Origin of the sequence: Massilia sp. UYP32 (genome assembly GCF_050434365.1) — a bacterium.
In the GTDB taxonomy this organism is placed as follows: Bacteria; Pseudomonadota; Gammaproteobacteria; order Burkholderiales; family Burkholderiaceae_D; genus Telluria; species Telluria timonae.
Genome location: NZ_JBNDIK010000009.1, coordinates 153,376 through 171,249 on the forward strand (window position 1 = coordinate 153,376; position 17,874 = coordinate 171,249).

The following is a 17,874-nucleotide window of genomic DNA, read 5'->3' on the forward strand; positions in this document are numbered from 1 at the left end:
CACACCATTACAATTGCCGGTGGATCAATCGACCCGTATCGTTTACGGCTACCCACCTTTTATTTCACACACTTTGAACTCGAGTTTCAGCTTCCTGGCCGGTGGCGGCGAGATGGGCGCCCTCATGCGCGCCTACGATTGGAACAACAGCCCTCTCGGCCCGCCAGATGGCTGGCCCTCGACCCTGAAGACCGTGCTGCGGGTCCTGCTGTCGAGCAATCATCCGATGTTCATCTGGTGGGGCGACGACCTGATCCAGTTCTACAACGACGGCTATCGCCAGACCCTGGGCCCGGAGCGCCATCCGGTCGCCCTCGGCCAGCCCGGCCGCCCGTGCTGGGAAGAAGCCTGGGACCTGATCGGACCGGACATCGAGCGCGTCATGCGCGAAGGCGCCAGCGCCTGGTACGAAGACCGTCTGGTCCCGCTGACCCGCAACGGCCGCCGCGAAGACGTATAGTGGACCTACGGCTACAGCCCGATCGAGGACGAAGCCGGCATCCACGGGGTGCTGGTGATCTGCAACGACGTCACCGAAGACCACCTGCTGCGGCAGCGCCTGGAGCAGACGAACCATGCGCTGATCGAAACCATGGACGATGCGTTCTGCCTGATCGACCTGGTGCACGATGAACAGGGTCATGCGGTCGACTATGTGTTCGTGGAAGCCAACCACGCCTTTGCCCGCCATACCGGTCTGGTCGACAGCGTGGGCAAGACCGCGCGCCAGCTGGTGCCGGACCTGGAACAGCGCTGGATCGCCACCTACGACGAGGTCGCGCGCACCGGCGTGGCGCGCCGCTTCGAGGAATACTCGCAGGCGATGGGCCGCTGGTTCACCGTCTACGCCAGCCCGATCGCCCATCCGGTCAAGCGCCGCGTGGCCCTGCTGTTCACCGACATCACCGACCAGAAGAACGCCGAGCGCGCGCTGCAGGCCAGAGAGATGGCGGCGCGCGCCGCGGCCAGCCAGGCCGAGGCCGACCGCCGCCTCGACGCCCTGCTCAGCTCGGCCCCGGTGGGGATCGTCTACGTGGACGAGCATGGGGCGCTGTCGTCCGTCAATCGCATGAACCGCCAGCTGTGGGGCGATCACCCGATGCCGACAAGCCAGGACCAGTACGCCGAATGGCGTGGCTGGTGGGCCGACGGCTCGGAGCGCCACGGCAGGCAGATACGGTCGGACGAGTGGGCGCTGGCGCGCGCGCTGCGCGGCGAGCAGGTCGAGGCCGACGTGGTCGAGATCGAACCCTTCGGCCGCCCACTCGAGCGCCGCATCCTGCTCACCCGGGCCACCGCGATCCGCACCGAGGATGGCGCCATCACCGGCGCGGTGGCCGCTTCGATGGACCTCACGGCCCAGGTCGACACACAGCGCGCGCTGCGCGAGAGCGAAGAAAAATTCCGCACCATTACCGATGCGATGCCGCAGATGGTGTGGTCGTGCCGGGCCGACGGCGCGAACGATTATACGAACCGGCGCTGGAGCGACTTCACCGGCTTGTCGAACGTGGATCCGACCGGCTGGACCGCCGCCATCCATCCCGACGACCTGCCCGCGTTGCTGGCGCTGTGGGCCGGCAGCGTGGCAAGCGGCGCCTTGTTCGAGCTCGAGCACCGGCTGCGCCACCATGGCGCCGAATACCGCTGGGTGCTGAACCGCGCGCTGCCGGTGCGAGACGAGGCCGGCCGCATCATCCGCTGGATGGGCACGGTCACCGACATGCACGACCAGAAGCTGGCCGCCGAAGAACTGAAAGCGGCGAACGCGCGCAAGGACGAGTTCCTGGCCATGCTGGCCCACGAGCTGCGCAACCCGCTGGCGCCGATCAGCACCGCGGCCCAGATGCTGAAACTGTCCGGCGCCGACCCGAAGCGCATCGCCCACGCCAGCGACGTCATCGGGCGCCAGGTGCGGCACATGGTCGAGCTGGTGGACGACTTGCTCGACGTCTCGCGCGTGACACGCGGCCTGGTCGAGCTGGAACGCGAACCGGTCGCCCTCAAGTCGGTGATCCAGAACGCCATCGAGCAGGCGCGCCCGCTGATCGAAAAGAAGGGCCACACGCTGTCGACCCGCCTCGGCGCGGCCAACGTCACCGTCACCGGCGACCGCAAGCGGCTGGTGCAGGTGATGGCCAACCTGATCAACAATGCGGCCAAGTACACGCCGGACGGCGGCGAGATCACAGTGTGCGCCGACGCCGTGCCGGACGCCGGCCAGGTGAAGCTGAGCGTGAAGGACAATGGCATCGGCATCGATGCCGCGCTGCTGCCCGATGTGTTCGAGTTGTTCACGCAGGCCAAGCGCACGCCGGACCGCGCCCAGGGCGGTCTCGGACTGGGGCTGGCGCTGGTGCGCAGCATGGTCAGCCTGCATGGCGGGCAGGTGCAAGCGCACAGCGACGGGCCGGGACGGGGCAGCTGCTTCAGCGTGGTCCTGCCGCTCGGCGTGGATGGCGCTGGTGACGACGCGAGGCGACGCGAGGACGACGCCGCGCTGGCGGCGCATTCGACGCTGCGCATCATGATCGTCGACGACAACCGCGACGCCGCCGAATCGCTGGGCATCGTCCTGTCGGCGGTGGGGCACCGGGTGCAGGTCGAGGATTCGTCGACGGCGGCGCTGCGGCGGGTGCAGAAAGACAGTTTCGACGTCTGCTTGCTGGATATCGGCTTGCCGGATATGGATGGCTATCGGCTGGTGCGAGAGCTGCGCGCGGCGCCGCTGGTGGCCGGCGCCGCCATGATCGCGCTGAGCGGCTACGGCCAGCCGCAGGACATGGCGGCGTCGAAACGGGCCGGGTTTACCAGGCACCTGGTCAAGCCGGTGGACGTCGGCCAGTTGCTGGGCGTACTGGACGAGCTGGCGCCGGGGTCGCGAGGATTAGGGTCTTGACGTGAAAATGGACGTAAAAAAGCCAGCTCGAAAGCTGGCTTTTTCACTGATACTTTGGTCGGGGCGAGAGGATTCGAACCTCCGACCCCGTGCACCCCATGCACGTACGCTACCAGGCTGCGCTACGCCCCGACTAGTCGATAATTATATCAGAGCCAGCGAAAAAATCTTGCGTTTTTGCCATACCGTGCAAGATCTTCACTGGACAGGGTTTGGCAGGCTCTACTTCCACTCTCCACGCAGCGCCATCACCTGCTGTTGCAGGTAGGCCGGCGTCGCCAGCTCGGGCGCGACCGGCTGGCCGACCGCCAGCGCCAGCTGCGAGCGCATGCCGCGCGAAATCCTGCGCTCGAACAGATTGCTCTTGTCGCGGGTAAACCAGCTGCCCCACAGGCCACGCAGCGCCATCGGGATCACCGGCACCTTGCTGCGCTCCATGACTTTCGTGATGCCGTGGCGGAACTCGTTCATCTCCCCAGTCGAGGTCAGGCGCCCTTCCGGGAAGATGCACACCAGCTCGCCATCATGCAGCGCATGGGCGATGTCGACGAACGCCTTTTCCATCGTCCACGGATCTTCCTTGGCCGGCGCGATCGGGATCGCGTTCACCGCGCGGAAAATCCAGCGCAGGAACGGCGTTTTAAAAATGCGGTGATCCATGACGAAGCGGATCGGGCGTGGGCTGGCGGCATTGATCACGATCGCGTCCACGTAGCTGACGTGGTTGCACACCAGCACCGCCGGGCCTTCGCTCGGGATGCGCGCGGTGTCGATGGTGCGCACCCGGTACACGGTGTGAATCAACAGCCAGGCCAGGAAGCGCATCAGGAATTCCGGCACCAGCGAGAAGATGTACACCGCCACCACCGCATTGAGCAGGGCCGTGGTCAGGAACAGTTCCGGGATGCTGAAGCCCTGCCCCAGCAGCAGGATGGCGACCCCGGCCGATGCGACCATGAAGATCGCGTTCAGGATGTTCATGCCGGCGATCGTGCGCGACACGTGCTTCTGGTCGCAGCGGGTCTGGATCAGGGCGAACAGCGGCACGATGAAGAAACCGCCGAACACGCCGATCATCACCAGGTCGCCCAGGATGCGCCAGGCGCCGGGTTGGTTCAGCAGGCCGGTCCAGTCCACCACCGTCGTGCTGGCAATAAAGGCTTCGCTGGCGAAATACAGGTCGATGCCGAATACCGACAGGCCGATCGAGCCGAACGGCACCAGGCCGATCTCGACCTTGTGGCCCGACAGGCGCTCGCACAGCAGCGAGCCGAGCCCGATGCCGAGCGAGAACACGGTCAGCAGCAGCACGAACACGCTGTGGTCACCCATCAGATAGTCTTTCGAGAACACCGGGAACTGGGCCAGCAGCAAGGCGCCATAGAACCAGAACCAGGAATTACCGAGCATCGACAGGAACACGGTGCGGTTCTGGCGCGAATACGCCAGGTTGCGCCACGATTCGGCGATGAAATTGCGGCTGATGCGCAGTTCGGGCGCCGGCGCCGGCGATGGCGGAATGCGCCAGGCGGCGGCCAGGCCCAGCACGGCGAATAGCAAGGTTGCACCGGCCACCAGCATGATGCCGTTGGGCTTGTAGCCGACCAGGATCGCGCCGGCCACCTCACCCAGCAGGATGCCGACGAAGGTCCCCATCTCGACCACGCCATTGCCGCCCACCAGCTCGTCGGGCTTCAGGTTCTGCGGCAGATACGCGTATTTCACCGGACCGAACAGCGTCGAATGCATGCCCATGCCGATCACCGCCGCGATCAGGAGCCACAGCGTGTGCGTCATCCAGCCGATGCCGGCCACCAGCATGATCGCGATCTCGGCGATCTTGACGATGCGCGCCAGCTTCGCCTTGTCGAACTTGTCGGCGATCTGGCCCGAGGTGGCCGAGAACAGCACGTAGGGCAGGATGAACAGCCCCGGGATCAGGTTGTTGAGCAGGGAGGGATCGAGCGTGGTCCAGTTGATCGCGTCATAGGTCATGACGACCAGCAGCGCGGTCTTGAACAGATTGTCGTTGAAGGCGCCCAGGAACTGGGTCCAGAAGAACGGGCCGAAACGGCGCTGGGTCAGCAGGGAAAACTGATTCGGTAGGCTCATGCTCGAAAGCTCGGCTGTGATGGAGTGCGTAATGTACAACGGCAGGCATGGCGGAACAAACGCTGTTTCTCACATTCATGCTTGCGTATCCGCATGTAATACCGCCGGTCTTGCTCTACAGTACGAAGCATTTGCGCGAGCACAAACCGCGGCCGACGGCAAGCGTGCGCACCGAAACAGTGCCATGCGGGCGATTGACGATTGAAGCCGGTCAAATTGGGCTTGATCTGGCACATTGGTGCAATGCAGCGCAGGTAGAATCCGCGGATGACTTCCGCCAACTTCCACATCAGCTACGCCAGCGTTGCCAATGCGCTGTTCGAGCACATCGAGCAGGACTTGCTGCTCCTCACCACCGCCCTCCTCGACGATGACGAGGAATTGCCGCGCCGTTTCGAGCCGTATCCAGCGACGTTGCTGGCCCATGAAGGCATGCCGCCGCCATGAAAAAACCGCCGTTGCCCAGCACGGGCAACGGCGGCTCCAGTGGCATGGCCGGTCAGGTCAGCCCAGCGTTTCCAGGCGAATCCGCGTCACCTTGCCGATCACCGCCGGTAATCCTTCGATCTTGGCGATCGCCGCGTCGATGTTCTTTTCGCGCGTCTGGTGCGTCAGCATGATGATGTCGATATCAAGCTGGTCGCCCGGCTCCTTCTGCAGCACGGCGTCGATCGAGATGCCGGCGTCGGCCAGGATGCGGGTCAGGTCGGCCATCACGCCCAGCTTGTCCTGCACGTGCACGCGCAGGTAATAGCTGCTGGTGATCTCGGACATCGGCATGATCGCGACGTCGGTCATCTGGTTCGGCTGGAACGCCAGGTGCGGCACGCGGCTGTACGGGTCGGCGGTCAGGAGGCGGGTCACGTCGACCAGGTCGGCGATCACGGCCGATGCGGTCGGCTCCGATCCGGCGCCCTTGCCGTAGTACAGCGTGGCGCCGACCGCGTCGGCCTGCACCAGCACCGCGTTCATCGCGCCTTCGACATTGGCGATCAGGCGCGCGGCCGGGATCAGGGTCGGGTGCACGCGCAGCTCGACGCCCTCGCCCGACTCGGTATGGGTGCGGCGCGTGATGCCCAGCAGCTTGATGCGGTAGCCGAGCTGTTCGGCGTAGCGGATGTCGGCCGCCTGCAGCTGGCTGATGCCTTCCACATAGGCCTTGTCGAACTGCACCGGAATGCCGAAGGCGATCGCCGACATGATGGTCAGTTTATGGGCCGCATCGACGCCCTCGATGTCGAAGGTCGGATCGGCCTCGGCATAGCCCAGCTCCTGCGCCTGCTTGAGCACGGTCGCAAAATCCAGACCCTTCTCGCGCATCTCGGTCAGGATGAAATTGGTGGTGCCGTTGATGATGCCGGCCACCGATTCGATGCGGTTCGCGGTCAGGCCTTCGCGCAGGGCCTTGATGATCGGCACGCCGCCGGCCACGGCCGCCTCGAAGGCCACCATCACGCCCTTTTCCTGGGCGGCGGCGAAGATCTCGTTGCCGTGCAGCGCCAGCAGCGCCTTGTTGGCGGTCACGACGTGCTTGCCGTTGGCGATCGCCTTCAGCACCAGCTCGCGAGGCAGTTCGTAGCCGCCGATCAATTCGACGACGATGTCGATGTCCGGATGGTTGACCACCGCAAACGGGTCGCTCACGATCTCGACCGCACCGCCGGTCACTTCGCGCGCGCGTTCAATATTGCGCGCCGCAATCATTGCAATCTCGATGCCGCGTCCGGCGCGGCGGCGGATGTCTTCCTGGTTGCGTTGAAGGACGTTGAAGGTACCGGCACCCACGGTGCCGATGCCCAGGAGGCCAACTTGAATCGGTTTCATAAAATCTGTATCTCTTGATGGTCAGGACGCCCGTCCGGTTCAGGCGTGGCGTCGTCGGTAACCGTCGAGGAAGCGCGCGATGCGTCCGCAAGCGTCGGTCAGGTCGTCGGAATTGGGCAGGAACACCAGCCGGAAATGGTCCGGGGCGATCCAGTTGAAGCCGGTGCCTTGCACCAGCAGCACTTTTTCCTCGGACAGCAGTTCGCAGATGAACTGCTGGTCGTCCGTGATCGGATACATCTTCGGATCGAGGCGCGGGAACATGTAGAGCGCGGCTTTTGGCTTGACGCAGGACACGCCCGGTATATCGGTAAGCAATTTATGCGCGAGGTCGCGCTGCCTCAAGAGGCGTCCGCCCGGCCCCACCAGGTCGTTGATGCTCTGGTGGCCGCCAAGGGCGGTCTGGATGGCGAACTGCCCCGGCGCATTGGCGCACAGGCGCATCGAGGCCAGCATGTTCAGGCCGTCGATATAGCCTTTCGCGTGGCGTTTCTCGCCCGAGACCACCATCCAGCCGGCGCGGTAGCCGCAGGAACGGTAGTTCTTCGACAGGCCATTCAGGGTCACGAACAGCACGTCGTCGGCCAGCGAGGCGATCGAGACGTGTTCGGCGCCGTCGTACAGGGTCTTGTCGTAGATCTCGTCGGCGTAGACGATCAACTGGTGCTGGCGCGCCAGCTCGATGATGTCGAGCAGCACTTCGCGCGGGTACAGGGCGCCGGTCGGGTTGTTCGGATTGATGACGACGATCGCGCGCGTGTTCGGCGTGATCTTGCGCCGCATGTCCTCGATGTCGGGCAGCCAGCCGGACTGCTCGTCGCACACATAGTGCACCGGCGCGCCGCCGGCCAGGCTCACGGCCGCGGTCCACAGCGGGTAATCGGGCGCCGGCACCAGCACTTCGTCGCCGTTGTTCAAGAGCCCCTGCATCGACATCACGATCAGCTCCGAGGCGCCATTGCCCAGGTAGATGTCGTCCATGCCCACGCCGGCGATGTTCTTCTCTTGCGTGTAATGCATGACCGCCTTGCGCGGCGCGAACATGCCTTTGGAATCGGTATAGCCGGCCGCGCCATGCATATTGCGGATCATGTCGCTGACGATCTCGTCAGGCGCATCGAAGCCGAACACGGCGAGGTTGCCGATGTTGAGCTTGATGATCTTCTGGCCGTCTTCTTCCATCTGGCGCGCCACGTCCAGGGCCGGCCCGCGGATTTCGTAGCAGACGTCGTCGAGCTTGTTGGATTTGGCGATCGGTCTCAAAATTTCCTCAGATGTGAGCGTGCTCTGTTGCAGTGCGAAAAATACCATTCTGCCGAAAGCGCCCCGTTTAGGCAACCTTGCCGATCCGGTTACAATGGGCCTTTGCCAGCCCACCGGATTCAGCCAACGCCATGAAGCTTCATTCCGACAACACCCAACAATACCAGACCGTGACCGGCTATGACGCCTCGGGCGTGGAAATCAATGCCGAACGCTTCAATTACAGCCTGACGGTGCTCCCGGAGATCCCGCCGCGGCCGTGGAACGTGACCCGCTTCGACGACCTGACCGCCGCCCACTTCGAAGAGATCGCGAAGGACGCGCCCGACGTCGTCATCCTCGGCACCGGCGAGCGCCAGCGCTTCGTGCACCCGCGCCTGGTAGCCAGCCTGTCGGCCATGCACGTCGGCGTCGAAAGCATGGACAGCCAGGCCGCCTGCCGCACCTATAACGTGCTGATGGGTGAAGGACGCAAGGTAACGCTGGCCCTGATTATCGGCGCCTGATTTCGTTAGCCGGATCTTAAATCTCCAGAAACATTTCCAAATCGGGGTAAATAGTGTGATTCTGGCCAGCCGGAGCACTAGCGGCAGGTGGCACCGCCGGATTATCATGCCAGTGCCGCTCCCCGCCACCATGCGCCGGGAGGTTAATATTTGCAGCGCAGCGCGCTGTCACTGCCCAGGAGAAGCCCGTGGCCGAGAGCCAAGCAACCATCGCCCCATTTTCCGCCCCGATGACCGGTGGCCAGACTTTCGAGCTGCCTGGCCGTCCCGCCAGGTACACCGTGCTGTACTTCTACCCCAAGGACAATACGCCGGGCTGCACCACCGAGAGCATCGCCTTTCGCGAAGCCTGGCCCGAGTTCCAGGCGCTGGGCGCCGAGATCGTTGGCCTGAGCCGCGATTCGCTGCGCTCGCACGAGAACTTCAAGGCCAAGCTGGGCCTGCCCTTCGAACTGATCTCCGATCCGGACGAAACCGTCTGCACGCAATTCAATGTCATGAAGATGAAGAATATGTATGGCAAACAAGTGCGTGGGGTCGAGCGCAGTACGTTTGTCATTGACGCTCAAGGCCGATTGGTGAAAGAATGGCGTGGCGTGAAAGTCAATGATCACGTCACCGAAGTGCTGGAATTTTTGAAGAGCCAGCCCTGAATTACGGATGGCTCCAGTTTGTTCAACCTGCTGGATCGCTACCCCTTATTTTGAGTCAACCCGTAATTCATCCACATTCTTCCAATCTGGTTTCCCGCCGGGCCGGAGCATTTCCGGGCTCGGCCGTACTGCAGACATTTTTCCTCGCAATCACCCCGGCGGCTCATCCGCCATTCCCGTTAGTAGCATCGACTCCGTGCGGCAGCGCGCCACGTGGCCCGCGCGCGCACGGCCATCCAGACTTTTTTTAGATTGAGAACCTGATGCCACTGCCAAAGATGCCTACCCAGCCAGCGACCATGCTGCTGGCAAAAGATTACCCGAAGGCCGAACCCGGCAAATCGCCGGTACGTCCCGTCTCGGCCCAGGCCAACGACGACGTCGAAGACCTGATCAGCGGCCAGGCCGTGCCGACGCCGAAATCGCGCGCACGCCGCAAGGCGCAAGACACCCTGGCCGCGGCGCAAGCGCCCGCGGCTGCCAAACCCGTCGCAGCCGTTCCAGCCGTCGCCGAACAGGCTGGGCAACCGGCCCGCAAGACCACCAGGCAAGGCAAGCAGAACTGGCCTGAAGCCGCCCCTGCACAAGCCAGGCTGCGCGAGACCGACGCCGATCAACCGCATCCGGCCAAGCACAAGCCGGTCGAAGTCACCATCAAGTCGTCCACCAGCCGCAAGGCCGACCGCTCCGGCGCCACCAAGGTGTTCGTGCTCGACACCAATGTGCTGATGCACGATCCGACCTCGCTGTTCCGCTTCGAAGAGCACGACGTCTACCTGCCGATGATGACGCTCGAGGAGCTGGACAACCACAAGAAGGGCATGTCCGAAGTCGCGCGCAATGCGCGCCAGGTCTCGCGCACGCTCGACGCCCTGATCGCCAACGTCGACGACGACGCCATCGAGTCGGGCATTCCGCTGTCCAAGCTGGGCAACAAGGATGCCAAGGGCCGCCTCTTGTTCCAGACCCGCCTGAACAGCGCCGCCCTGCCCGAAGGTCTGCCGTCCGGCAAGGCCGACAACCAGATCCTGGGCGTCGTGCGCGCGCTCGAGCAGCAGATGGCGGGCCGCGCCATCGTGCTGGTGTCGAAAGACATCAATATGCGCATCAAGGCGCGCGCCATCGGCCTGCCGGCCGAGGATTACTTCAACGACCACGTGCTGGAAGACACCGACCTGCTGTACTCGGGCATCGTCCAGCTGCCGGACGACTTCTGGGACAAGCACGGCAAGGACGTCGAATCCTGGCAGGAAAACAAGAACGGCAGCTCGGCGACCTATTACCGCGTCACCGGCCCCCTGATCCCGACCTTGCTGGTGAACCAGTTCCTGTTCCTCGAACCGAAGGATGGCCAGTCGCCGCTGTACGCGCAGGTCAAGTCGATCAACGGCAAGACCGCCGTGCTGCAGACCCTGCGCGACTACAGCCACAACAAGAACAACGTCTGGGGCATCACGGCGCGCAACCGCGAACAGAACTTCGCCCTCAACCTGCTCATGAATCCCGAGGTCGACTTCGTCACCCTGCTGGGCCAGGCCGGCACCGGTAAAACCCTGCTGGCCCTCGCTGCCGGCCTGGCGCAAGTGCTCGAGACCAAGCTCTACAACGAGATCATCGTCACCCGCGTGACGGTGCCGGTGGGCGAGGACATCGGCTTCCTGCCGGGCACCGAGGAAGAGAAGATGTCGCCATGGATGGGCGCCTTCGACGACAACCTCGAAGTGCTGATGAAGTCGGACGGCGATGCCGGCGACTGGGGCCGCGCCGCCACGCAAGACCTGATCCGCTCGCGCATCAAGATCAAGTCGCTCAACTTCATGCGCGGCCGCACCTTCGTGAACAAGTTCCTGATCATCGACGAGGCGCAAAACCTGACGCCGAAGCAGATGAAGACCCTGGTCACGCGCGCCGGTCCCGGCACCAAGATCCTGTGCCTGGGTAATATCGCGCAGATCGACACGCCTTACCTCACCGAAGGTTCGAGCGGCCTGACCTATGTGGTCGACCGCTTCAAGGGCTGGAGCCACGGCGGCCACGTGACCCTGGCGCGCGGCGAACGCTCGCGCCTGGCCGACCACGCCAGCGACGTGCTGTAACGCCGCAGGCCGCCTGCAAGAGGCGGCAGTGCCGCCAAACGCCCGCCCTCACCGGCGGGCGTTTTTTTTGCCTGAACCGCAAACAGCGCTACCATAGGGTGGTCGGCCATGCCGTCCACGCGTCCAGACAGATCCCGCCCAAAGGAGACCTTATGCCCCATATGCTGCTCATCCACGAGCCGATCGGCCAGCGCGCCACCCGCAGCGACGCCGAAGGACGCGCCGCCTACGAGCGCATGCTGCGCTGGGGCGAGGACCTGAAGGAACGCGGCCTGCTGCTGGCGGCCGAGTCGCTCGCGTCCCTCGACAGCGCGGTGCGGGTGACCGTCCCCGCCGGCAAGCCGCGCATCGTCGACGGCCCGTTCGCCGAGGCCAAGGAAATGGTGGGCGGGTTCTTCTTGGTCGACGTCGACTCGCGCGACGAGGCGGTCCTGCTCGCCGCCGAGTGCCCGGCCGCCGAATGGGCCACGGTCGAAGTGCGCGCGCTGGCCCCCTGCTTCATGCGGTGATTATTTTTTCAGGGCTGTCGAATACGCTGAACGCCGTTCGTCGTGGAGCATGAAGGCCTGCCGCCGCGGGCCACTCACCACCACCGGAGAACCCCATGCGATTCATGATCATCGTCAAGGCCAGCGCCGCGTCCGAAGCGGGAGAGATGCCGCAAGAGCCGCTGCTCGCCGAAATGAACGACTACCACCAGGAGCTGGCGCGCGCCGGCGTCCTCCTCGACGGCAATGGACTCAAGCCCACCAGCCAGGGCTGGCGCATCCGCTACGAAGGCAACGCACGGCGCGTCGTCGACGGCCCGTTCGCCGAGACCAAGGAGCTGATCGCCGGCTATACCCTGATCCAGGTCCGTTCGCGCGAGGAAGCGCTCGAATGGACGCGCCGCTTTCCCAACCCGCGCGGCCCCGGCCTGGAAGCCGAGATCGAAGTGCGCCAGCTGTTCGAACTGGACGACTTCGCCCCCACCGAGACCATCGAACGCATGCGGGCGCAATGACAGGCAGGGTCGAGGACACCATCGCCGCGCTGTGGCGGATCGAATCCGGCCGCATCGTCGGCAGCGTCGCGCGCATCGTGCGCGACGTCGGGCTGGCCGAGGAGCTGGCCCAGGACGCCCTGGTGGCGGCGCTGGAGCGCTGGCCGCACGACGGCATCCCCGACCGTCCCGGCGCCTGGCTGCTCACGGCCGCGCACAACGGCGCCTTCGACCTGCTGCGGCGCGACCGCAGCCTGCGCCAGAAACTGGAACAGATCGGCCTCGACCTCGAGGCCCAGGAGGCCCTGACAGTGCCGGATTTCGTGGACGACCTCGACGCCCGGCGCAACGACGTGGTCAAGGACGACCTGCTGCGCCTGATGTTCACCGCCTGCCACCCGGTGCTGTCGCTCGACGCGCGCCTGGCCCTGACGCTCAAGCTGCTCGGCGGCCTGGCCACCGCCGAGATCGCGCGCCTTCCTGGTGCCAGAGAGCACCATGGCCCAGCGCATCGTGCGCGCCAAGCGCACCCTGGGCGAGGCGAAGGTGCCGTTCGAACTGCCGCCACCAGCCGAGCTGGGCCAGCGCCTGGGCGCCGTGCTGGAGGCGGTCTACCTGATCTTCAACGAAGGCTATACCGCCACGGCGGGGGACGACTGGATGCGCCCGGCCCTGGTCGACGAGGCGCTGCGCCTGGGCCGCATCCTGGCCGAGCTGGCGCCGAACGAACCCGAGGTGCATGGCCTGGTGGCGCTGATGGAACTGCAGGCGTCGCGCATGGCGGCGCGCCTGGACGCGGCCGGGCGGCCGGTGCTGCTGCTCGACCAGGACCGCGCGCGCTGGGACGGCGTGCTGGTGCGGCGCGGCCTGGCCGCCCTCGAGCGCGCCGCGCGCATTGGCGCCCCGCGTGCTTCCTATGTGCTGCAGGCCGAGATCGCCGCCTGCCACGCGCGCGCCCACCGTGCCGGGCTGACCGACTGGCGCCGCATCGCCGACCTGTACGGCGAACTGGCCGTGGTCCAGCCCTCCCCCGTCGTCGAGCTCAACCGCGCGGTGGCGGTGGGCATGGCCGACGGCCCCGCGGCCGGCCTGGCGCTGGCCGACCGGCTGCTTGCGGATGGCCGGCTGGACGGCTACCACTGGCTGCCGAGTGTGCGCGGCGACCTGCTGTTCAAGCTCGGCCGCCGGCCGGAAGCCCGCGCCGAATTCGCGCGCGCGGCCGCGCTCGCCGCCAATGCGGCCGAGCGCGAACTGCTGCTGGCGCGGGTGCGCGATGCGTCCGATGCCTGATCCTGAACAAATACTGCGCGTTAATTGATGTCTATGCCGGAAGGATACATACCGCTATGATCGAGGCTGGATAGAATAAAACTCAAGTGATCGTGACGGGAGAGCAGCAATGAAATTCCGGTTCTGGGGAGTGCGTGGATCGATCCCTTCGCCGGGTCCGCGCACCGCGCGCTACGGCGGCAACACCACCTGCATCGAGGTGCGCACCGACGCCGGCGCCCTCCTGATCCTGGACGGCGGCACCGGGCTGTTCCCGCTGGCCCAGCACCTGGTCCAGCAAGGGCCGGTGGCGGCCAATATCTTCATCACCCACAGCCACTGGGACCACATCCACGGCCTGCCCTTCTTCGCGCCGCTGTTCGTCAAGGGCAACCGGGTGCGCCTGCACGGCGCCCACGACGAAATCACGGGCCACGGCATCGAGCACGTGATGAACGCGCAGCTGCAGAACAGTTATTTCCCTGTCGGCGAAGCGCAGATGAGCGCCACCCTCGACTACCGCACGCTCGATGTCGGCGTGCCGATCGCGCTGCACGACGCCGTGGTGTCGAACGTGGCGATGAACCATCCGGTGCTCAACCTCGGCTACCGCATCGACTGCAACGGCAAGTCGCTGTTCTTCACCGGCGACCACGAGCCCTGGCCCAACCCGCACCCGGCCGGGAGCGCCGGGCACGCCGCCTGCGAAGAGCAGCTGCGCGAGCGCGAACGCCGCATGGACGCCGTCATGCGCGGCGTGGACGCCCTGATCGTCGACTGCTCCTACACGCGCGAGGAATACCCGTCCAAGCTCGGCTGGGGCCACGGCACCTTCGACGGCGCGTTCGACATGGCGCTGCGGGTGGGCGCGCGCACGCTCTATTGCACGCATCACGAACCGACGCGCGGGGACGACGAACTGGAAGCGGTGTTTGCCGGGGTGATGGCGCGCTACGAGGGGCGGCTGGATGGCTTGCAGGTCTTCCTCGCCTACGAGGGACTGGAAGTCGATCTCGGGTAGATCGCGCAAGGCGTAAAAAAAGCGGAGCCATTCAGCTCCGCTTTTTCGTTGCGCCCAGCGCTTGTCACATGATGTGGGTGCCGATCCACCACGCCACCGCGGCGATGAACGCCGATGCCGGAATGGTGAAGATCCAGGCCCATACGATGTTGCCGGCCACGCCCCAGCGCACGGCCGAGGCCTTCTGCGCGGCGCCCACGCCGACGATCGCGCCGGTGATGGTGTGGGTGGTCGACACCGGAATGCCGAAGGCGCTCGACATCAGGAGCGTCATCGCGCCGCCGGTCTCGGCGCAGAAGCCGCCCACCGGCTTGAGCTTGGTGATCTTCTGGCCCATGGTCTTGACGATGCGCCAGCCGCCGAACAGCGTGCCGAAGGCGATCGCGGCGTAGCACGAGATGATGACCCAGGCCGGCGGATGGGCGTCGTTGGCGCTGACATAACCGGCGGCGATCAGCAGCATCCAGATGATGCCCATGGTTTTTTGTGCATCGTTGCCGCCGTGGCCCAGCGAGTAGGCCGCGGCCGAGACCAGCTGCAGTTTACGGAACAGGCCGTCGACCTTGCGCGGCGTCGCCTTCACGAAGACCCAGGCCACGATCAGCATGATGACCGAACCGAGCACGAAGCCCAGCAGCGGCGCGACGACGATGAAGGCGACGGTCTTGAGCAGGCCGCCGGAGATCAGCGAGCCGGTGCCGGCCTTGGCCACCGCGGCGCCCACCAGGCCGCCGATCAGGGCGTGCGAGGACGAGGACGGGATGCCGTAGTACCAGGTGATCAGGTTCCAGGAAATCGCGCCGACCAGGGCGCCGAAGATGACATAGTGATCGACCACGCTCGGGTCGATGGTGCCCTTGCCGATGGTCTGCGCGACCTTCATGTTGACCACGAAGATCGCGATGAAGTTGAAGAAGGCGGCCATCGCGACGGCATGCTGCGGCTTCAGGACGCCGGTCGACACGACGGTGGCGATCGAGTTCGCCGAGTCGTGGAAGCCGTTCATGAAGTCGAAGATGAGTGCCAGCACCACCAGCATGCCCAGCACATAAATGCTGATGTTAACAGTATCCATGGTTGTTTCGCTCGAACGACGCTTACGCGTTTTCGACGATGATGCCTTCGATGATGTTGGCCACGTCTTCGCAGCGGTCGGTCACGGTTTCCAGGATCTCGTAGATCGCCTTCATCTTGATCAGGTTGCGCACGTCCGGTTCGTCGCGGAACAGCTTGGACATGGCGGCGCGCATCACGTGGTCGGCGTCCGACTCGAAGCGGTCGATCTCTTCGCAGATGGCGACGATCTTTGGCGCATTGTCCATATCGTGCAGCATCGAGACCGCTTCCTGCACCTTCAGGCAGCACGACAGGCACAGCTCGGCCAGGCGTTTCGCCTCCGGCGTCACCGCATGCAGGTCGTACAGCGACACGGTCTGGGCCGCGTCTTCCATCATGTCCAGGATGTCGTCCATGCGCGTGATCAGCTTGTGGATGTCGTCGCGGTCGAGCGGAGTGATGAAGGTCTTGTGCAGCAGGTCGACCGTGGCGTAGGTGATCTTGTCGGCCTGTTTTTCGATCGTTTCGACCGCATGGGTACGGGTTTCCAGATCGTCGAAATTGGTCATCAGGCCGACCATTTCATGGGCACCCTTCACGCACAAGGCCGCGTGCTGGTTGAACAGTTCAAAGAAATTGCCTTCTTTAGGCAAAAAGCGTCCAAACATTGTTTTTCTCCGTTTTTCTCTCGGTATTGCCGACGCTCCGGGAAAAGCGACGGCATGGTATGCGGCGTGACGCTGGCCGCGGTATGCGGCTTAGTCGCCCTGGTAGATAGACAGGTTGCCGCTGTAATTGCCAAATTTGGTGTATTGGCCAATCCAGGTCAGACGAATCGCCCCGATCGGGCCATTACGCTGCTTGCCGATGATGATCTCGGCGGTGCCTTTGTCAGGCGAATCCGGGTTATAGACTTCGTCGCGGTACAGGAAGATGATCACGTCCGCATCCTGTTCGATAGCGCCGGATTCGCGCAGGTCGGACATCACGGGACGTTTGTTGGGGCGTTGTTCCAGCGAGCGGTTCAGCTGCGACAGCGCGATCACGGGGCACTGCAGTTCCTTCGCCAGGCCCTTGAGCGAGCGCGAGATCTCGGAAATCTCGGAGGCGCGGTTGTCGCCCGGCTTCGAACCCTGCATCAGCTGCAGGTAGTCGACGATGATCAGGCCGAGCTTGCCGCACTGGCGCGCCAGGCGGCGTGCCCGCGCGCGCATCTCGATCGGGTTCAATGCGGGGGTTTCGTCGATGTACAGCTGGGCATCGTTCATCTTCTGGATGGCGTGCGTCAGGCGCGGCCAGTCCTCGTCGTGCAGGCGGCCGGTACGCAGGCGGTGCTGGTCGAGCTGGCCGACCGAGCCGAGCATACGCATGGCCAGCTGGGCGCCGCCCATCTCCATCGAGAACACGGCGACCGGCAGGCCGGCCTCGATCGCGACGTTCTCGCCGATGTTCACCGAGAACGCGGTCTTGCCCATCGATGGACGGCCGGCGACGATGACCAGGTCGCCCGGCTGCAGGCCGGAGGTCATGCGGTCGAGGTCGATGAAGCCGGTCGGCACGCCGGTGATCTCGCCCTGGTTTTCGCGCGAGTACAGTTCGTCGATGCGCTCGACCACCTGGGTCAGCAGCGGCTGCACCGCCAGCCAGCCCTGGGCGCCACGGGCGCCCTGCTCGGCGATGGCGAAGATCCGCGATTCCGCTTCGTCGAGCATCTGCTTGACTTCCTTGCCCTGCGGATTGAAGGCATTGCCGGAAATCTCGTCGGCGACGGTGATCAGCTGGCGCAGGATGCCGCGGTCGCGCACGATCTCGGCGTAGCGGCGGATATTGGCGGCCGACGGCGTGTTCTGCGCCATCGCGTTCAGGTATTGCAGGCCACCCACTTCCTCGGCCTTGCCGAGCTGGTTGCAGGCTTCATAGACCGTGATCACGTCGGCCGGCTTGCCGGCGTTGATCAGGCGAACCATCTGTTCGAAGATGATGCGGTGATCGTAACGGTAGAAGTCTTCCGCATGCATGAAGTCGGCGATGCGGTCCCAGGCGGCATTATCGCGCAGCAGGCCGCCGATGACGGACTGCTCTGCTTCGATGGAGTGCGGGGGAATGCGCAGGGCTTCGATCTGCGGGTCTGAGGGTGCTGCGTTCATGGGCGGCATTATACCTTCTCCTGTCACACGGCTGTCATAATTGGTG

General features: G+C 64.8%; 15 protein-coding genes, 1 tRNA gene and 1 pseudogene. 10 read left to right on the forward strand and 7 right to left on the reverse strand.

Annotated elements, in window-relative coordinates; all coding sequences use genetic code 11:
• Positions 1-73: 73 nt before the first annotated feature.
• Together ABIB42_RS09250 and ABIB42_RS09255 are read left to right on the forward strand one after the other, a co-directional pair.
• Positions 74-460, forward strand: coding sequence for a hypothetical protein (locus tag ABIB42_RS09250; protein WP_313632826.1), 387 nt, complete (start codon positions 74-76; stop codon positions 458-460).
• A 54-nt stretch (positions 461-514) separates the two neighbouring features.
• Positions 515-2,899 (forward strand): ATP-binding protein, encoded by a 2,385-nt coding sequence (locus tag ABIB42_RS09255; RefSeq protein ID WP_429248246.1) that lies wholly within the window; start codon positions 515-517, stop codon positions 2,897-2,899.
• A gap of 55 nt (positions 2,900-2,954) precedes the next feature.
• On the opposite strand, the gene ABIB42_RS09260 is transcribed toward ABIB42_RS09255, so the two are convergent.
• Together ABIB42_RS09260 and ABIB42_RS09265 are read right to left on the reverse strand one after the other, a co-directional pair.
• Positions 2,955-3,031, reverse strand: a tRNA-Pro gene (locus ABIB42_RS09260).
• 90 nt (positions 3,032-3,121) lie between these two features.
• Entirely contained in the window at positions 3,122-5,011 is a 1,890-nt protein-coding gene (locus tag ABIB42_RS09265; protein ID WP_429248247.1) for an MFS transporter, read from the reverse strand.
• A gap of 267 nt (positions 5,012-5,278) precedes the next feature.
• On the opposite strand from ABIB42_RS09265, the gene ABIB42_RS09270 reads away from it, so the two are divergent.
• Positions 5,279-5,458, forward strand: coding sequence for a hypothetical protein (locus tag ABIB42_RS09270; RefSeq protein WP_005666101.1), 180 nt, complete (start codon positions 5,279-5,281; stop codon positions 5,456-5,458).
• A 57-nt stretch (positions 5,459-5,515) separates the two neighbouring features.
• Here ABIB42_RS09270 and ABIB42_RS09275 read toward each other — a convergent pair whose 3' ends face one another.
• Together ABIB42_RS09275 and ABIB42_RS09280 are read right to left on the reverse strand one after the other, a co-directional pair.
• Positions 5,516-6,835, reverse strand: coding sequence for a homoserine dehydrogenase (locus tag ABIB42_RS09275; RefSeq protein ID WP_005666099.1), 1,320 nt, complete (start codon positions 6,833-6,835; stop codon positions 5,516-5,518).
• A gap of 39 nt (positions 6,836-6,874) precedes the next feature.
• Positions 6,875-8,098 carry a pyridoxal phosphate-dependent aminotransferase gene (locus ABIB42_RS09280; protein ID WP_313632833.1) on the reverse strand — a complete coding sequence of 408 codons (1,224 nt, stop codon included), beginning with the start codon at positions 8,096-8,098 and terminating at the stop codon, positions 6,875-6,877.
• Positions 8,099-8,229: 131 nt separating this feature from the next.
• Here ABIB42_RS09280 and ABIB42_RS09285 point away from each other — a divergent pair, with 131 nt between their 5' ends.
• The 7 genes and pseudogenes from ABIB42_RS09285 (at position 8,230) to ABIB42_RS09315 (ending at position 14,625) form a co-directional block, all read left to right on the forward strand.
• Positions 8,230-8,604 (forward strand): Mth938-like domain-containing protein, encoded by a 375-nt coding sequence (locus tag ABIB42_RS09285; RefSeq protein WP_005666095.1) that lies wholly within the window; start codon positions 8,230-8,232, stop codon positions 8,602-8,604.
• Between the two features lie 188 nt (positions 8,605-8,792).
• Positions 8,793-9,257 carry a peroxiredoxin gene (locus tag ABIB42_RS09290; protein WP_313632835.1) on the forward strand — a complete coding sequence of 155 codons (465 nt, stop codon included), beginning with the start codon at positions 8,793-8,795 and terminating at the stop codon, positions 9,255-9,257.
• Positions 9,258-9,520: 263 nt separating this feature from the next.
• On the forward strand, positions 9,521-11,353 hold the full coding sequence (locus ABIB42_RS09295; RefSeq protein WP_313632837.1) for a PhoH family protein: 1,833 nt from the start codon (positions 9,521-9,523) through the stop codon (positions 11,351-11,353).
• A gap of 152 nt (positions 11,354-11,505) precedes the next feature.
• The gene (locus ABIB42_RS09300) at positions 11,506-11,862 is read left to right on the forward strand and encodes a YciI family protein (protein ID WP_312486529.1); all 357 of its coding nucleotides are present in this window, start codon (positions 11,506-11,508) and stop codon (positions 11,860-11,862) included.
• Between the two features lie 95 nt (positions 11,863-11,957).
• Positions 11,958-12,356 carry a YciI family protein gene (locus ABIB42_RS09305; RefSeq protein ID WP_273034344.1) on the forward strand — a complete coding sequence of 133 codons (399 nt, stop codon included), beginning with the start codon at positions 11,958-11,960 and terminating at the stop codon, positions 12,354-12,356.
• A pseudogene (locus ABIB42_RS09310) lies at positions 12,353-13,625 on the forward strand (RNA polymerase sigma factor). The gene ABIB42_RS09305 and the pseudogene ABIB42_RS09310 overlap by 4 nt, the downstream one beginning before the upstream one ends.
• Positions 13,626-13,734: 109 nt before the next feature.
• Positions 13,735-14,625, forward strand: a complete 891-nt coding sequence (locus ABIB42_RS09315; protein ID WP_005666079.1) for an MBL fold metallo-hydrolase — start codon at positions 13,735-13,737, stop codon at positions 14,623-14,625.
• Positions 14,626-14,689: 64 nt separating this feature from the next.
• On the opposite strand, the gene ABIB42_RS09320 is transcribed toward ABIB42_RS09315, so the two are convergent.
• The 3 genes from ABIB42_RS09320 to ABIB42_RS09330 all read right to left on the reverse strand — a co-directional run bounded on the left by ABIB42_RS09320 (position 14,690) and on the right by ABIB42_RS09330 (position 17,837).
• Positions 14,690-15,700, reverse strand: coding sequence for an inorganic phosphate transporter (locus tag ABIB42_RS09320; protein ID WP_005666078.1), 1,011 nt, complete (start codon positions 15,698-15,700; stop codon positions 14,690-14,692).
• Positions 15,701-15,722: 22 nt separating this feature from the next.
• Positions 15,723-16,349, reverse strand: coding sequence for a DUF47 domain-containing protein (locus ABIB42_RS09325; protein ID WP_005666076.1), 627 nt, complete (start codon positions 16,347-16,349; stop codon positions 15,723-15,725).
• 90 nt (positions 16,350-16,439) lie between these two features.
• Positions 16,440-17,837, reverse strand: coding sequence for a replicative DNA helicase (locus ABIB42_RS09330; protein ID WP_005666075.1), 1,398 nt, complete (start codon positions 17,835-17,837; stop codon positions 16,440-16,442).
• Between the last annotated feature and the right edge of the window lie 37 nt (positions 17,838-17,874).

Bases quoted from the DNA above. Each gene is read 5' to 3' on its own strand.
- ABIB42_RS09265 (WP_429248247.1), bottom strand. From the start codon at position 5,011: ATGAGCCTACCGAATCAGTTTTCCCTGCTGACCCAGCGCCGTTTCGGC.
- ABIB42_RS09270 (WP_005666101.1), top strand. From the start codon at position 5,279: ATGACTTCCGCCAACTTCCACATCAGCTACGCCAGCGTTGCCAATGCG.
- ABIB42_RS09275 (WP_005666099.1), bottom strand. From the start codon at position 6,835: ATGAAACCGATTCAAGTTGGCCTCCTGGGCATCGGCACCGTGGGTGCC.
- ABIB42_RS09285 (WP_005666095.1), top strand. From the start codon at position 8,230: ATGAAGCTTCATTCCGACAACACCCAACAATACCAGACCGTGACCGGC.
- ABIB42_RS09295 (WP_313632837.1), top strand. From the start codon at position 9,521: ATGCCACTGCCAAAGATGCCTACCCAGCCAGCGACCATGCTGCTGGCA.
- ABIB42_RS09300 (WP_312486529.1), top strand. From the start codon at position 11,506: ATGCCCCATATGCTGCTCATCCACGAGCCGATCGGCCAGCGCGCCACC.
- ABIB42_RS09305 (WP_273034344.1), top strand. From the start codon at position 11,958: ATGCGATTCATGATCATCGTCAAGGCCAGCGCCGCGTCCGAAGCGGGA.
- ABIB42_RS09315 (WP_005666079.1), top strand. From the start codon at position 13,735: ATGAAATTCCGGTTCTGGGGAGTGCGTGGATCGATCCCTTCGCCGGGT.
- ABIB42_RS09320 (WP_005666078.1), bottom strand. From the start codon at position 15,700: ATGGATACTGTTAACATCAGCATTTATGTGCTGGGCATGCTGGTGGTG.
- ABIB42_RS09325 (WP_005666076.1), bottom strand. From the start codon at position 16,349: ATGTTTGGACGCTTTTTGCCTAAAGAAGGCAATTTCTTTGAACTGTTC.
- ABIB42_RS09330 (WP_005666075.1), bottom strand. From the start codon at position 17,837: ATGCCGCCCATGAACGCAGCACCCTCAGACCCGCAGATCGAAGCCCTG.